This is a genomic window from Bacillus sp. JST-5, assembly GCF_057747715.1.
This window is the reverse complement of record NZ_JBYLHW010000030.1, coordinates 1-15,004: the sequence shown is the minus strand read 5'-3', so window position 1 is coordinate 15,004 and position 15,004 is coordinate 1. Positions and strand designations below refer to the sequence as shown.

Sequence of the window (15,004 nt, the reverse complement as noted above, 5' to 3'; positions counted from 1 at the left end):
GAGGAATTAAATGAACACGTTTGTCAATAATTACTATTCTTTACTTTTAGATTTTATTTACGATTTTAAAAACCTTGATTACAAAGGATATACTTTATCTTACTTTATACACTTCCCTAGCTTATTAAGAAAAAGTCCAATTTGGAATGCCTTAAGAGATTCCTCCATTCAGCCATATTTAAAAAATAAGGGAAAAACAGCTAGGGATGTCCAACATGTGTTTAATCAATATATGGAAACTTTAAAAACTAAAAAAAATACAGTGAAAAATGGAAAGGTTGTATTTTTGGAGGATAATTTAACTAGAATTCCAGAAAAAACTTATCTTCAACATTTTGATGTTCGTAACATCATCATTTTAAAGATTGGTAAGAAGGAACAAAAATCAAAAGGAAAATTAAATATTCACTATAGCGAGGAATATATGATGGACAACATGAGACCGGCAATAGTGAAAGTAAAAATGGAAGCTAAAAATATTCTTGAAAATTTTAATCACCATATTCTTTATAAGGAAAAATCATTCCAAAATATATTATTTAGAAAAATTGATTTTACCATTAATCAAATAGGAATTGCTGAAAATTTTTTAAGTAAATTCCCGGTCTCATGTTTAATCATCTCTAGTCCAAATCATTACGGTCGAATTATGGCATTTGTTGCAGCAAAATTAGGCATTCCTACGATTTGTTTACAGCACGGAATTATTGCAAATGAATTTGGATATATTCCTAAAATTGCCACAATTGATGCTGTATACGGTCATTTTGAAGTGGATTGGTACAAGAAATATGGAGCAAAAGAAGACTCTCTTGCTATTGTAGGACATCCAAGATTTGACCAAGCATTTCAAAAACCGAAAATATCAAAAAGAAAATTTTATAAAAAATTGAAATTAAACGCCAAAAAACCAACAGTCCTTTTAATTGTTAGAAGTACTCGGCAGATAGAAAAATGGGAACTTTTAATACAGACAATTAAAGAAATTATAGATGCTAATTTCATCATTAGAGATTTTCCAAATGATCCTTCCCATCCGCTTATTAAAGCTTTTCCGTTTATTCGATCAACGGAGTCTTTTCAACTCTATGATATATTGCCAAATGTTGATGTTGTGTTTTCTTATTGCTCAACAGTAGCATTAGAATCTATGTTGGTTAACAAACCAGTTTTTATCATGGATTCAAATCTCGATAGTTATACAGGCTATTACAATTCCCTTGATTACATGGTTCAAAAAGATCCTATAAAATTAGCTGAACAAATCCACTTATACTTCACCAATGATTCTGTAAAAAAAGATGTGGAGAAGAAAATAAAAGATTTTTTACAATATGCGTATCCGAAACAAACATTATCAGGGAAAAGACTACACGAATTAATTCAAACGTTCATAAATTAAAATGATCAGGAATTCAAATTTTTATGTAACATCGAGTTAATGAAAGGATGAAAAAATTGAAAATATTAGTTACAGGTGGAGCAGGTTTTATCGGTCGATGGGTAGTCCAACAATTATTAAACGACGGTCATGAAGTGTGGATATTAGATAATTTGTCTAACGGAAGATTAGAAAATTTAAAAGGGTTAACCAATCAAAAAAATTTAAAAAACATTACGATTGGTGATATCAAGGATTTAAATATCGTTTCGTCTCTTTTTGAAAATAAATATGATCTTTGTTATCATCTTGCAGCTAGTATAAATGTTCAAGATAGTATCGACGATCCTCGAACGACCTTTGAAAACGATGTGATTGGGACCTTTAATATTTTAGAACAATGTCGGATGTATGGAGTAAAAATGGTGTTTATGAGTACATGTATGGTTTATGAAAGAGCATATGATAACAAAGGGATCAATGAAATGAGTGTTGTTAAGCCTGCATCTCCATACGCTGGGTCAAAATTGTCAGGAGAAAATATGGTAATGTCCTACTATTATTCATATGGACTTCCAGTTACGATTGTCAGACCGTTTAACACTTATGGCCCATATCAAAAAACTGGAGGTGAAGGAGGAGTAGTCGCAATTTTTATTAAAAATAGTTTAGAGGGAAAACAATTGAATATTTATGGGGATGGCACACAAACGAGAGATTTATTGTACGTAGAAGACTGTGCGAGATTTGTCGTTCAAGCTGGCTATAGTGAACAAGCAAATGGAGAAATCATTAATGCTGGATTAGGCAAAGACATTTCCATTAATGAATTGGCTAAACTCATTGCTAAAGATGAATCAAAAATTATCCATGTTCCCCATATTCATCCTCAAAGCGAAATTCCAAAATTAATGTGTGATAATAGTAAAGCAAAAAAATTATTAGGTTGGGAACCTAATTATAGTTTAGAAGAAGGAATAGAGAAAACGAAGGAGTGGATTGCTTCTACGGATTTAATATAACTAGAGGAAGGGTTTATAAATGAAAGAGGAATTAGCACTCAATGGCGGGAAACCTGTTCGAGAAAGGTTTCTACCTTATGGACAACAGTGGATTGATGATGACGATATCAAATCAGTCATCAATATATTGAAAAGTGATTTTATTACAACGGGACCAACCATTAAGGAATTTGAAGAAATGGTAGCCAACTATGTTGGAGCTAAATATGCGGTTGCATTTTCTAGCGGAACAGCTGCTCTTCATGCGGCTTGTTATGCTGCTGGAATTCATAAGAATGATGAAGTTATTACAACTCCAATGACATTTGCCGCTACATCAAATGCAGTTTTATATTTAGGAGGCATTCCTAAATTTGCAGACATACATGAGCAAACCTACAATATTAACCCCGCAAATATTAAACCGCTTATTAATGAACAAACAAAAGCAATAATTCCAGTAGATTTTACCGGTCAACCTGCCCAATACGAAGAAATAATGAAAATAGCAAAAGAAAATAATCTTATTGTTATTGAAGATGCGGCACATGCAATGGGTGCCTCTTATAATGGAAAAAAAGTAGGCACCATTGCTGATATGACTATGTTTAGTTTCCACCCGGTCAAACATATTACAACAGGAGAGGGTGGGATTATTACTACTAATCATGATCAGTATTATGAAAAATTATTATATTTTAGAAATCATGGAATCTCACGAGATCCCAAAATATTAAGGGAAAAAAATCAGCCATGGTACTACGAAATGCATGAGCTTGGTTTTAATTACAGAATGACTGATATTCAAGCTGCGTTAGGGATTAGTCAAATGAAAAAACTTGATTCATTTTTAGAAAAGAGAAAGATCATCGCAGAAATGTATACAAAGGCATTTGAAAATTGTGAGATCATTATTCCTCCATACCAACATTCATTGAGTGAATCAAGTTGGCATTTGTATGTGATTCGACTTAAATTGGAAAAATTACGTGCCACAAGAACAGAAATATTCAACGCACTACAAAAAGAGAATATTGGTGTAAATGTTCACTATATACCGGTATATTTGCATCCTTATTATCAAAAACTTGGTTATTCAAAAGGTTTATGTCCCATTGCTGAACGTGTATATGAAGAAATAATTACACTTCCACTTTTTCCAAAAATGGATGAAAGAGATGTGAAGGATGTGATAAGAGGGGTTGAAAAGGTTTTACACTATTTTGAGGTGAAAAAATGAAAATTGTGGCAATCATACAAGCAAGAATGGGGTCGACAAGATTACCCGGTAAAGTAATGAAAAAGGTTCTTGGTAAATCACTAATAAAATACCAAATTGAAAGGGTTCAAAGATCTGAATATATAGATGAAATCGTCATAGCAACAACAACAAAAGAAAAAGATTTACCTATTATTCAATTTTGTAATCAGCACTCCATCCCTTATTATCGAGGTTCAGAAGAAAATGTCTTATCACGTTATTATGAGGCTGCAAAGTTGTTTAATGCTGATATCATTGTGCGATTAACTTCAGACTGTCCAATTATTGATCCACAAGTTATGGATCAAGTAATTCAATATTATTTAGAAAATAATTATGACTATGTTTCTAATACTCTAGTTCGGACTTATCCGAGAGGAATGGATACTGAAGTATTCTCGTTTGATGTTCTTGAGAAAGTTTATTTAGAGGCGAAAGAATCTAATCATAAAGAACATGTCACTTCTTATATTTATCAGCATCCTGAAATTTTTCATCTAGGATGCGTGACTAATGATGTTGACTACAGTCACCATCGCTGGACAGTTGATACCGAAGAAGATTTTCAATTAATAAAGAATATCATTGAACATTTATACCCTTTGAATTCACAGTTTCAATTAAGAGACGTGCTTTTATTGTTAGAGGAACATCCTGATTGGTATGAGATAAACGCTAAGGTAAAGCAAAAAAAAGTGTAGGTTGTGGATGATAAATGAAAATTTTCTTTAGAGTTGATTCATCTTTTTCAATGGGAACAGGGCACGTGATGAGATGTTTGACATTGGCAGAACAACTTCGAAAAAAAAACTTTCAAATTGAATTTATATGTCGAAATCTTGAAGGAAATATCATCCCTTTGATTAATCAAGAAGGTTATAAAACTCATATTTTAAATGGTGATGACATAAAAGATGAAGAAACTCGCTGGTATAAGGACCATTGGTTGTTAGATGCTGAGGAATGTTTAAAAATTATTGGGGATCAGTTGATTGAATTATTAATTGTTGATCATTATGGATTAGATTATTTATGGGAATCAACGTTAAAACGAAAAACAAATAAATTAATGGTAATTGATGATTTGGCTAATAGGAGACACTATTGTGATCTCCTATTAGATCAAAATTTTTATTTCAACATGACGAATAGATATAATGATTTAGTTCCAAAAGAGTGTAAGTTGTTATTAGGGCCGCAATTTGCACTATTAAGAAATGAATTTATGGAAAAGAAAAGACGGAAACGAACGGGAGAAATAAAAAGCATCTTGATATTTTTCGGAGGAACCGATCCAACTAATGAGACCGAAAAAACGATACACGCATTAACAAAACTTGATAAAGATATAAATGTGAATGTCATCATTGGTCAATCAAACATAAGAAAGACGTCCATTGAAAAATTGTGCAATATGTATTCTAATTTCAAGTTTTATTGTCAAGTTACAAATATTTCGGATTTTATGAATGAAGCGGATTTAGCCATTGGAGCAGGTGGATCGACCACATGGGAAAGGTGTTACTTAGGACTTCCCTCTATTATCATTATCGTTGCAGATAATCAGGTGGAATTAGCAAGATACGTTTCGCAATTTGGTGCCATCATTAACTTAGGATTTAGTTATGAAGTGACATCTGATCATATATTCAACACGGTTTCAGAACTAATATCAAATCCAATGAAAGTTCGAAAACTTTCAGAAGCAGCTTCGTCACTAGTGAATCCAGACATTGTTCATCAATACCCTGTTGTTCAAGCAATTTTGGAGGAATTAACATGAGTATTTTACAACATGCTGAATTGAGAGATATCGATTCTCCCCATTTAAAAATGGTGCTTAATTGGAGAAATCAAGATCATATACGATCAGTTATGTACCATGATCACAAAATTACAATAGAAGAACATAAAAAATGGTTTGAAAAAGTAAAAAAAGACAAAAAAACTAGGGTGAAAATATTTTACCTTCAAAATGTTCCACTAGGTGTTGTGAATATCACAAAAATTGATGACAATAACAGCACTTGTTATTGGGGATTTTATATTGGTGAGAAAAATGCTCCAAAAGGTTCAGGCACCATCATGGGATATTTAGCATTAAAATACATTTTTGAAGAATTAAAGATTCGAAAATTATGTGCTGAAGTCATTGGAAGTAATGAAACAAGTATTCGTTATCATCAGAAGTTGGGGTTTAATGTTGAAGGGATTTTAAAAAAGCAAATATTAAAAAATAGTCAGTATGAAGATATTGTACTAATGTCTATTTTTCAAACAGACTGGGAAAAACAAAAAGAAATTTTAAAACAACTGATAGAAGGAATGAGAATATGAATGAAATAATAGTAGAAGGTAGAAAAATTGGTCCGAATGAAAAACCTTTTATTATTGCTGAAATGTCAGGAAACCATAATCAATCATTAGAAAGGGCATTAAAGATTGTTGAGGAAGCCGCAAAAGCAGGCGCGCATGCATTAAAAATACAAACATACACAGCAGATACAATGACTTTAAATATGGAAAATCCTGATTTTAAAATCATTGATGAAGGAAGCTTATGGAAAGGGAATACATTATATAAATTATATCAACAAGCATATACTCCTTGGGAATGGCATAAACCAATATTTGAACGTGCTCGTGAATTAGGGATCATCCCTTTCAGTACACCGTTCGATATTACGGCAGTAGAATTCCTTGAAAAACTAGATGTTCCTATGTATAAAATTGCTTCATTTGAAAATAATGATATCCCGTTAATTAAAAAGGTAGCTTCTACTGGGAAACCAATGATTATCTCTACCGGAATGGCAACAGTATCAGAATTAGATGAAACCGTTAGGGCAGCTAGAGAAGCTGGATGTAAAGATTTAATATTATTAAAATGTACTAGTACCTACCCAGCATCTCCTGAAAATACTAATTTACTAACTATTCCACATTTAAGAGATCTATTTGATGTTCAAGTTGGTTTATCTGACCACACGTTAGGAATTGGTGTTGCCGTAGCAAGTGTAGCATTAGGTGCAACAGTTATAGAAAAGCATTTTACTATATCAAGGTCAGATGGTGGAGTAGACGCAGCGTTTTCAATAGAACCAGAGGAAATGAAATCTTTAGTGGAGGAAACAGAACGAGCTTGGCAAGCGTTAGGGAAAGTTTCTTACGGACCTACAAAAGCAGAAGAATCATCACTAAAATATAGAAGATCTATATATATTTGCAAAGATATGAAAAAAGGGGATGTATTTACAAAAGAAAATTTAAGGATCATTCGACCAGGTTTTGGCCTTCCAGCAAAATATTTTGATATTTTTCTAGGAAAGAAAGTAAATAAAAATGTTTCAAAAGGTACACCATTAAGCTGGGATTTGATTGATTAGTAAGGACAGTCTAGAGAAATTGCCTTTAGACTGTTCTTTTTATTTTTATCAAATGGAATGAAGCATTTCATTTCATTCAAAGAAATGATAAATTTAAATTATGTATCATTTGTCAAACTGGGGGGATATGATGCAAACGTTAAAAGTAGGAAATATTAAACTTACTTGGTTAAATGGGGGAGTTACCCATTTAGATGGCGGTGCAATGTTTGGGGTTGTCCCGAAACCGCTTTGGTCAAAAAAATATGAAGTCAATGAGAAAAATCAAATCAAACTATTCACCCATCCAATTTTAGTAGAAACGGAAGATCAAAAATTTTTAATTGAATCTGGAATTGGAAATGGAAAGTTAACAGATAAACAAAAGCGCAACTATGGTGTGACAGAAGAATCTCAACTGGTAGAAGAACTAACTCAATTAGGATTGTCGGTAAATGATATTGATGGAATATTAATGACCCATTTGCATTTTGATCATGCATGTGGTTTAACGAGATTAACAGAAGATCAAACGACAGAATCTGTATTTCCTCGGGCAAAAATTTATACGTCTTTAAAAGAATGGGAGGAAATGAGAAATCCTAATATTCGTTCGAAAAATACATATTGGGATATAAATTGGAGAGGAATTGAAGACCAAGTCGTAACGTTTGAAAACGAACTTGAGATTACCCCGGAGATTAAAATGATCCATACCGGTGGACATAGCGACGGACATAGCATCATATCGATTGAGTCCAATGGGGAAGCTGCGCTGCATTTAGCTGACATTATGCCTACACATGCTCATCAGAATGTACTATGGGTAATGGCTTACGATGACTATCCAATGGATTCTATTTTTGCTAAACAAAAGTGGATTCCAGAAGGTGTAATGAAAAATGCATGGTTCTTTTTTTACCACGATGCTAAATATAGAGCGGTTAAATGGGATCAAGAAGGGAATCTTATTGACTTTTTAAAAGTTGAATAGAAAACTGTACATTTGTATAAAAAATGTTTCGTTTGGCTGTCTACAATGATTTTTGTGACAGCCATTTTAACGATTATTGATTCATTCGCTTTAGTTCAATTAGTGTTCCTGTATTAGCATCGGCTTGAAACTCATATTGAATTTGTTTCCCATCTTTAATTAAAGTTACTCCACCTTGATAAACGTCATATTCCATATGATTTTTGTATATTTTTTCTGGTTTACATAAAATCCACGAACCAATAATGGAGCCTTCCTCTTTTAATGATAATTTGATATTTTTTAATACTTTTTCAGCAGAAGGCTTTACCTTTTTTTGAATGATATAGCTTGAAAAAAATCCTGCCGCAGCCCCGGTGATGGCCCCAATAAAAAACGTTTTTGCTTTCATCCGTTTTACTCTCCTCAATTTAGTTCATCCAATAAATGTTATTCCAAATATATTAGTTTCAGTATACAAATTTTCAACTTGTATCATCAACATTCTTTTTATTAAATAGATATTTTATCAAAAATTCTGTAAAATAAAGAGGTACATATTTTTTCGATTTTCGAAATAGAAAAGGGGAAGAAATTCATGAATCAAGAAACACTTGAATTATTTAAAACATTAACGGAGCTTCCTGGAGCACCTGGGAATGAACATCTAGTAAGAAAGTTTATGAAAGAAGAGCTTGGAAAATATGCCGATGAAATTATTCAAGACGGATTAGGTAGTGTTTTTGGCGTTAAAAAAGGAGACGAAAATGGACCTCGGGTAATGGTAGCTGGCCATATGGACGAAGTTGGTTTTATGGTAACGTCCATCACAAAAAATGGGATGATTCGTTTTCAAACATTAGGTGGCTGGTGGAGTCAAGTATTGTTAGCCCAACGAGTTCAAATCATCACTGACAACGGACCTGTTATAGGGGTAGTGGGCTCCATTCCTCCTCATTTATTAACTGATGATAAGAAAAATAAGCCGATGGAAATTTCCAATATGTTAATTGATATTGGTGCCGATAGTGAAGAAGATGCTAAAAACATTGGGATCAAACCGGGCCAACAAATTGTTCCAATTTGTCCATTCACACCGATGGCAAACAAAAAGAAAATCTTGGCAAAAGCATGGGATAATCGCTATGGTTGTGGTCTATCGATCGAATTATTAATAGAGTTAAAAAATGAAAAATTACCAAATACATTATATTCAGGAGCAACGGTACAAGAAGAAGTAGGACTACGTGGAGCACAAACAGCTGCTAATATGATTAAGCCGGATATTTTCTTTGCTTTAGATGCAAGCCCTGCAAATGATATGACAGGAGACAAAAATGAATTCGGACAATTAGGAAAAGGAACCCTACTCCGCATTTTAGATCGATCAATGGTCACTCATAAAGGCATGAGAGAATTTGTACTGGATATTGCCGAAACGAACAATATTCCTTATCAATATTTTGTATCACAAGGAGGAACAGACGCGGGTAGAGTCCATATATCCAATGACGGTGTCCCAAGTGCTGTTATCGGTATTTGTTCACGATATATTCATACACATGCATCTATTATTCATATAGATGATTATTTAGCAGCAAAAGAACTTTTAGTGAAACTTGTTAAAGCTTGTGATAAAAATACTGTCGAAACCATCAAACAACAAGGTTGATTTTTCCCTTTCACCAATTGGAGGTACAACATTGATAAAAATAGCTATTGGATCGTTAAATAAAGCTAAAATTTCAGCAGTGCGATCTGTATTTATTGAGGATGTATTTGATATAGAAAGCTATGATGTCCCTTCTGGAGTATCGAATCAACCATTTTCCGATGAAGAAACAATAAAAGGCGCAATCAATCGAGCAAAGCATGTGCTAACAATAAGTGAAGCTCAAATAGGTATCGGATTAGAAGGTGGGGTTCATGAGACCGAATACGGTTTAATGCTCTGCAATTGGGGAGCGCTCGTTACTAGAAATAATCCTCCAATCATTGCCGGTGGTGCAAGATTATTATTACCACCGGAAGTTGCGAACCAATTAAAAGCAGGAAAAGAATTAGGGATTGTTATGGATGAATATTGTCAAAAAAAGAATGTAAGAGAAAACGAAGGCGCTATTGGCGTTTTTACAAATGGTTATATTTCAAGGAAAGAAATGTTTGAACATGTCGTCCGTAATTTAAGGGGACTATACGAATTTTATAAAAATCATTAAGTCGGAACACAAAACGTTCCGACATTTTTTTTAACTATTTTCATTAAATGAACGATTACTCACACATAAACATTTTAAAAAAAGGGAAAAGTATAAGATACAAAATTTTACAATTATTATAACATTGGCCAATTTTCTAGTGAAATTAGACAAAATTTTTGAAATTCTTTAGGCAAATTTGCTATTAGGTGTTGATTCATAGGTAAAAAGAAGGGTATGATAAACTCAACATCTATTGTCAAATTCTTGGGAGGACGGAGTTATGAAAAAAATAAATTCAATCTTTTATATAATCATTTGCTTAGGATTAATTTTATCGGCATGCTCGAACGCCTCAATCAAAGAAGAGCAAAAAAAAGCGGAAGAACGAGTAGTTGAGCTATTTAAAGGTGAACATAAGAAACCGAATACCGAATCCGATGGTTTGAATTTTTACATGCCAACGGGAGTTAGTATTGATCAATCTAAGAAAAACAATATCATTTTAAAAAGAGGTAAGAAAGTTTACATTTTATTTTATAATCCTAATGAAGGGCGTTCTAGTGAAGTCATCTATCAATCCACCCTTGAACCAACAGAAAAATACCGTGTAAATAAAACATTTACAGATCAAGATGGTAGATTTGGATATTTGTTAATTCGAGATATTGCAGAAGATGAATATGAATTAGTAGTGGGAGTTGGAGGAGTCAAATTAACTACTCAAACAGATGCTGATGAGATAGCTTTTGATGCAGAATTAATGATCGAAATTGCTTCCTCCATTGAACAAAAATAGGTTCTTAGTAAATGTTAGAGTTACATATTTCTATTTAGTGTTATTATAAATATGATTTAATAAAAAAATAAGTTTTGACGATGTTTTATATGCAAATAAAAAAGCCAACGAATTTGTTGGCTTTTATTTTTTATTCGGTTTTTTTAATTTATTCTTTAAGACTGTCCATTTTTCACTAACTTTTGAAGATACGTTTTGGAATGATGTGATCAATGTTTGGAAAGAGGTTTTGTTATTTGATTCTTCAATTTCTTCATTTTCCTCAAATTCTTCACCAACTAACTGAAATTGAGAAACTTCTTGTTGCAACATGGATGAAATGTTGCTTAGTTCAAATGCAGCTTCATTCACTTGCGATACTGCTTCCATTTGGCTTTCGCTTGATGCACTTACTTCTTCTGCTGCACCTGCAGATTGTTCGGAAATAGAATGAATTTCATCTATTTTAGATGTTAATGTTTGATTAGATTTATATACATTTTGGACAGCTTGTAAGATTTCTTCAATTTTATTGGTAATTCCATTAACATGTGAAACGATATTGACAAAGGCATTTTTTGTTAACGTTACAGATTCACCTTGAACTTGTCTGTAGTGATTAAATTTAGATGTATCTGCTACTAATTTTTCCATTTCTTTATTCATTACTGACATCAATTGTTGGATGTTTTGAGCCTCTTTTTTCGAACGCTCCGCTAATTTTCTAACTTCATTAGCAACAACAGCAAATCCTCTACCAGCTTCACCTGCACGAGCTGATTCAATCGCAGCATTCAATGCTAGTAAGTTTGTATTTTCTGCAATTTCTTCAATGGTTTTTATAATGGAGGATATTCGTTGAAACTCTTTTTTAGTTGATTCTACTTGATTCGCTACATGAGCAGAAAGTTCAATAAATTTCTCGGATGTTTCCTCCAATTGCTCCACTTTTACAAGACCAGATTCGCCTTCTTTTGCTGTTTCTCTTGCATTATCTGAAATCTCTTCACTTAATTTTTCCGTTTGATTAATAGCTGCCGCAACATCACGGATAATATTCGTACTTTCCTCTAATTGCATTACTTGTTCACTTGCTCCAGTAGCAACTTGCTTAATTGCATGATTGACTTCATTAGCTTGAGCTGTTGTTTGTTCAGAAATGGCAGCTAAATGCTGTGAAGATGATTGTAAATGTTCAGCAGACTCAAGAACTTTTAAGAAAGACTGCTGAACTTTTTCTGCCATCTGGTTAAAAGTAGTCCCTAAATCAGCCATTTCATCTTTCCCAACGATTCGAACCCGGTAGGCAAAATTGCCGCTTCCAATCGTTTCCGCGCCTCTTTTTAAGGAAGAAATGGATATAATGATTTTCCTAATGCTAATAAATCCAGCAATCATTAATATTAAGGTTAAAATGATGCTTAAGCTAATATTGATAATGGATAATACTTTATTCGTTTGTTGTACGGAATCATTTAATAATGTTTGTTGTTCGAGTACATTTTTTTCAACTTTTGCTAACTCTTGTTCAACATCAAAAGCTATTTGATCGAAACGAATTAATGATTGTTCATTTTGTTTAAATGTTGCATGAACTTGGGACAATAAATCTTGATAAGAACTTATCTGTGTGATGATAGAATCCGCTGATTCAACATTTTGAACGGACTCTTTCAAGTTTACAGATTCGTTGGAAAACTGATTGAATGTTTCATCTGTTCTTGTAGCTAAATATTGGTTTTTATAAAGAGTTAATAAAAGCATTTTTTCTTCTAATTCGGGATTATTTAAGCTTTCAATTTTTGAAAGTAGTTGACTCTCTAATCGACCTATTTGTCCCTTTACCCCTGTTACATTGTTATAACCAATTTCTTGGTTTTGTTTTTCTAGTTTTGCAAATTCGTTTACATATGTATTCATAACAGCAAGTACATTTTTAAATTGTTTGCTTATTTCACTATTGGATTTAAACTGCTCGGAATATTTATTTATATTTTTTATTGTATCGTCAATTGTTAAATGAACCAATTTTGCTCTTGTATCATTTGGAATCCTTAAATACTCTTGTTCATGAATACGAATGGTTGCCATTTGTTGTTTTAAGTCTTTACTAGCATATACAGCAGTAACTAAATTGTCTTTCTTTTTTGATGAATCATTTGAAATGAAAGTGGAAATAATATTTAAGATGGATAAAATAATTAATCCGGCGACAGCTAATAAAAAAAGAAACCGGACTCTTCCTTTAATTGTACTCAACATAACCCCCCCATTAGCACTACATGAAAGTCGAATTTCCTATTATTATAGAATGATTTTGTCGACTTAACAAGAACATTCTGAATTATTTTAAGATAAATAAATGTTGACAAGTGTAAAGACATTAGTTTACTTTATTTATGGACAATATACAAAAAGGATGTGTTAACTTGAATGCGTTCTTAAAAAGAAAAGGGATTACCTTTTCGGCAAAAGTTTATTTAATTGATGCATTAAGTTATATGGCATTAGGGCTGTTTTCATCTTTAATTATAGGATTAATTATTAAAACATTAGGTGAACAATTAAAGATTGATATGTTCATTGACTTAGGAACGGCAGCTATGGGTCTGATGGGACCTTCGATAGGTGTTGCTGTTGCCTACTGTTTGAAAGCTCCTCCTTTAGTCTTGTTTTCTTCCATAATTGGCGGTTCTTTAGGCGCAGAACTTGGAGGACCAGCAGGTAGTTATATTGTTGCGGTTATTGCAACAGAAGTAGGTAAATTGGTAAGTAAGGAAACAAAAATTGATATCATTGTTACACCATTTGTTACAATTCTCACAAGTTATATTATTGCTAGTGGTGTTGGACCTTTTATTCAAAGTATCATGCAAGGATTCGGTCAAACAATTATGTGGGCAACAGAACAAAGACCAATCATTATGGGAATTATTGTTGCTGTATTAATGGGGTGGGCATTAACTGCACCGATTTCTAGTGCAGCAATTGCATTGATGCTTGATTTAAGCGGAATTACAGCTGGAGCAGCGACCATTGGTTGTTCGGCTCAAATGATTGGATTTGCTGTCTCAAGTTATCGAGAAAATAAAATAGGTGGATTAATGGCAATTGGAATTGGCACATCAATGTTACAAGTTCCTAATATAATTAGAAATCCATTGATACTAATTCCACCAACGGTAGCTGGTGCGTTGTTAGCACCCATTGGGACTACAATTTGGCCAATGTTAAACAATCCCGCTGGAGCTGGTATGGGAACAAGCGGCTTTGTTGGGCAAATTATGACATTTGAAGCAATGGGATTTTCATTTTCAGTACTTTTTTACATTTTAATATTGCATCTTATTGGTCCTGCAGTGATAAGTTTGATATTATCAGAATATATGAGAAAAAAAGGTTGGATTAAATTTGGTGATATGTTAATCCATACAGGGGAGGACCAAAAAAATGCAAAAACTTAAATCAGTAGAAGAGTTTGAGTCATTAAAAAATGATGGAAAACATATCTTTTTATTTTCTGCCGACTGGTGTCCTGATTGTCGTTTTATTGAACCATTTATGCCTGAAGTAGAAAGCAAGTATTCAGAATATCGTTTTATATATGTGGATCGAGATGAATTTGTTGAGTTAGGTCAAAAATTAGATGTATATGGGATTCCAAGTTTTATTGCTTATCATAATGGAAAAGAAATCGGTCGTTTTGTAAGCAAAGAGAGAAAAACGAAAGAAGAAATTGAAAATTTCATAGAAAGTCTATAGTCTATAGTAGAGCAGCTGCTAATGCAAAAAGGCAGCTGCCTTTTTATGTGCGCCCGGCATGTACATGAACTATAGGGTGTAAGTCCCGAACCCCGAAGACAGAAGTAGAGGTTAGCCAAGAGCAAGGGTGTCCGTGGTGACGCGGAATCTGAAGGAAGCTGGAGGCAAAACACCGGTCCGAGGAACACGAACCTCATATAAGGCTAGGTATGATTGAGTGAGTTTGCATAACAAAACAAAGCTCTTTCTGTCGAAGGTCATATCGAGTAAATGAGGCGGATAGAT

The 15,004-nt window shown here is 33.2% G+C and carries 15 protein-coding genes and 1 pseudogene; 13 read left to right on the top strand and 3 right to left on the bottom strand.

The window, feature by feature from the left end; all coding sequences use genetic code 11:
• Positions 1-10 precede the first annotated feature (10 nt).
• From AC3ASS_RS07870 to AC3ASS_RS07835, 8 genes are all read left to right on the top strand, one after another.
• Complete coding sequence (locus AC3ASS_RS07870) at positions 11-1,402, top strand: glycosyltransferase family protein (RefSeq protein WP_488282969.1); 1,392 nt, start codon at positions 11-13, stop codon at positions 1,400-1,402.
• A 56-nt stretch (positions 1,403-1,458) separates the two neighbouring features.
• On the top strand, positions 1,459-2,403 hold the full coding sequence (locus AC3ASS_RS07865; protein ID WP_488282968.1) for a dTDP-glucose 4,6-dehydratase: 945 nt from the start codon (positions 1,459-1,461) through the stop codon (positions 2,401-2,403).
• 19 nt (positions 2,404-2,422) lie between these two features.
• Positions 2,423-3,622, top strand: coding sequence for a UDP-4-amino-4,6-dideoxy-N-acetyl-beta-L-altrosamine transaminase (gene pseC, locus AC3ASS_RS07860; protein ID WP_488282967.1), 1,200 nt, complete (start codon positions 2,423-2,425; stop codon positions 3,620-3,622).
• On the top strand, positions 3,619-4,344 hold the full coding sequence (locus AC3ASS_RS07855; protein WP_488282966.1) for a cytidylyltransferase domain-containing protein: 726 nt from the start codon (positions 3,619-3,621) through the stop codon (positions 4,342-4,344). The genes pseC and AC3ASS_RS07855 overlap by 4 nt, the downstream gene beginning before the upstream one ends.
• A gap of 14 nt (positions 4,345-4,358) precedes the next feature.
• On the top strand, positions 4,359-5,426 hold the full coding sequence (gene pseG / locus AC3ASS_RS07850; RefSeq protein ID WP_488282965.1) for a UDP-2,4-diacetamido-2,4,6-trideoxy-beta-L-altropyranose hydrolase: 1,068 nt from the start codon (positions 4,359-4,361) through the stop codon (positions 5,424-5,426).
• Entirely contained in the window at positions 5,423-5,980 is a 558-nt protein-coding gene (gene pseH, locus AC3ASS_RS07845) for a UDP-4-amino-4,6-dideoxy-N-acetyl-beta-L-altrosamine N-acetyltransferase (RefSeq protein ID WP_488282964.1), read from the top strand. The genes pseG and pseH overlap by 4 nt, the downstream gene beginning before the upstream one ends.
• On the top strand, positions 5,977-7,029 hold the full coding sequence (pseI, locus tag AC3ASS_RS07840) for a pseudaminic acid synthase (RefSeq protein WP_488282963.1): 1,053 nt from the start codon (positions 5,977-5,979) through the stop codon (positions 7,027-7,029). The genes pseH and pseI overlap by 4 nt, the downstream gene beginning before the upstream one ends.
• Positions 7,030-7,159: 130 nt before the next feature.
• Positions 7,160-8,002: a YtnP family quorum-quenching lactonase gene (locus AC3ASS_RS07835; RefSeq protein WP_488282962.1), complete on the top strand. Its 843-nt coding sequence runs from the start codon at positions 7,160-7,162 to the stop codon at positions 8,000-8,002.
• 73 nt (positions 8,003-8,075) lie between these two features.
• On the opposite strand, the gene AC3ASS_RS07830 is transcribed toward AC3ASS_RS07835, so the two are convergent.
• Positions 8,076-8,393 (bottom strand): hypothetical protein, encoded by a 318-nt coding sequence (locus AC3ASS_RS07830; RefSeq protein ID WP_488282961.1) that lies wholly within the window; start codon positions 8,391-8,393, stop codon positions 8,076-8,078.
• A 186-nt stretch (positions 8,394-8,579) separates the two neighbouring features.
• On the opposite strand from AC3ASS_RS07830, the gene AC3ASS_RS07825 reads away from it, so the two are divergent.
• The 3 genes from AC3ASS_RS07825 (at position 8,580) to AC3ASS_RS07815 (ending at position 10,978) form a co-directional block, all read left to right on the top strand.
• Positions 8,580-9,653 carry a M42 family metallopeptidase gene (locus tag AC3ASS_RS07825; protein WP_488282960.1) on the top strand — a complete coding sequence of 358 codons (1,074 nt, stop codon included), beginning with the start codon at positions 8,580-8,582 and terminating at the stop codon, positions 9,651-9,653.
• Positions 9,654-9,687: 34 nt separating this feature from the next.
• Positions 9,688-10,200, top strand: coding sequence for a DUF84 family protein (locus AC3ASS_RS07820; RefSeq protein ID WP_488282987.1), 513 nt, complete (start codon positions 9,688-9,690; stop codon positions 10,198-10,200).
• Between the two features lie 262 nt (positions 10,201-10,462).
• Complete coding sequence (locus AC3ASS_RS07815) at positions 10,463-10,978, top strand: hypothetical protein (RefSeq protein ID WP_488282959.1); 516 nt, start codon at positions 10,463-10,465, stop codon at positions 10,976-10,978.
• Between the two features lie 123 nt (positions 10,979-11,101).
• Here AC3ASS_RS07815 and AC3ASS_RS07810 read toward each other — a convergent pair whose 3' ends face one another.
• Both AC3ASS_RS07810 and AC3ASS_RS07805 read right to left on the bottom strand, forming a co-directional pair.
• Positions 11,102-12,037: a methyl-accepting chemotaxis protein gene (locus AC3ASS_RS07810; protein WP_488282986.1), complete on the bottom strand. Its 936-nt coding sequence runs from the start codon at positions 12,035-12,037 to the stop codon at positions 11,102-11,104.
• Positions 12,038-12,193: 156 nt separating this feature from the next.
• Positions 12,194-12,355 (bottom strand): annotated as a pseudogene (locus AC3ASS_RS07805) (HAMP domain-containing protein); the annotation flags it as partial.
• A 1,031-nt stretch (positions 12,356-13,386) separates the two neighbouring features.
• Between AC3ASS_RS07805 and AC3ASS_RS07800 the strand changes: the two are divergent.
• Entirely contained in the window at positions 13,387-14,421 is a 1,035-nt protein-coding gene (locus AC3ASS_RS07800; RefSeq protein WP_488282958.1) for a PTS sugar transporter subunit IIC, read from the top strand.
• The gene (locus tag AC3ASS_RS07795; RefSeq protein ID WP_488282957.1) at positions 14,408-14,719 is read left to right on the top strand and encodes a thioredoxin family protein; all 312 of its coding nucleotides are present in this window, start codon (positions 14,408-14,410) and stop codon (positions 14,717-14,719) included. Before AC3ASS_RS07800 ends, AC3ASS_RS07795 begins: the two co-directional genes overlap by 14 nt.
• Positions 14,720-15,004 lie beyond the last annotated feature (285 nt).

What these genes read in the sequence shown, in the direction of transcription:
- AC3ASS_RS07870 (WP_488282969.1), top strand. Translation starts at nt 11, where the DNA reads ATGAACACGTTTGTCAATAATTACTATTCTTTACTTTTAGATTTTATT.
- pseC (WP_488282967.1), top strand. Translation starts at nt 2,423, where the DNA reads ATGAAAGAGGAATTAGCACTCAATGGCGGGAAACCTGTTCGAGAAAGG.
- AC3ASS_RS07855 (WP_488282966.1), top strand. Translation starts at nt 3,619, where the DNA reads ATGAAAATTGTGGCAATCATACAAGCAAGAATGGGGTCGACAAGATTA.
- pseG (WP_488282965.1), top strand. Translation starts at nt 4,359, where the DNA reads ATGAAAATTTTCTTTAGAGTTGATTCATCTTTTTCAATGGGAACAGGG.
- pseH (WP_488282964.1), top strand. Translation starts at nt 5,423, where the DNA reads ATGAGTATTTTACAACATGCTGAATTGAGAGATATCGATTCTCCCCAT.
- pseI (WP_488282963.1), top strand. Translation starts at nt 5,977, where the DNA reads ATGAATGAAATAATAGTAGAAGGTAGAAAAATTGGTCCGAATGAAAAA.
- AC3ASS_RS07835 (WP_488282962.1), top strand. Translation starts at nt 7,160, where the DNA reads ATGCAAACGTTAAAAGTAGGAAATATTAAACTTACTTGGTTAAATGGG.
- AC3ASS_RS07830 (WP_488282961.1), bottom strand. Translation starts at nt 8,393, where the DNA reads ATGAAAGCAAAAACGTTTTTTATTGGGGCCATCACCGGGGCTGCGGCA.
- AC3ASS_RS07825 (WP_488282960.1), top strand. Translation starts at nt 8,580, where the DNA reads ATGAATCAAGAAACACTTGAATTATTTAAAACATTAACGGAGCTTCCT.
- AC3ASS_RS07815 (WP_488282959.1), top strand. Translation starts at nt 10,463, where the DNA reads ATGAAAAAAATAAATTCAATCTTTTATATAATCATTTGCTTAGGATTA.
- AC3ASS_RS07810 (WP_488282986.1), bottom strand. Translation starts at nt 12,037, where the DNA reads ATGCAATTAGAGGAAAGTACGAATATTATCCGTGATGTTGCGGCAGCT.
- AC3ASS_RS07795 (WP_488282957.1), top strand. Translation starts at nt 14,408, where the DNA reads ATGCAAAAACTTAAATCAGTAGAAGAGTTTGAGTCATTAAAAAATGAT.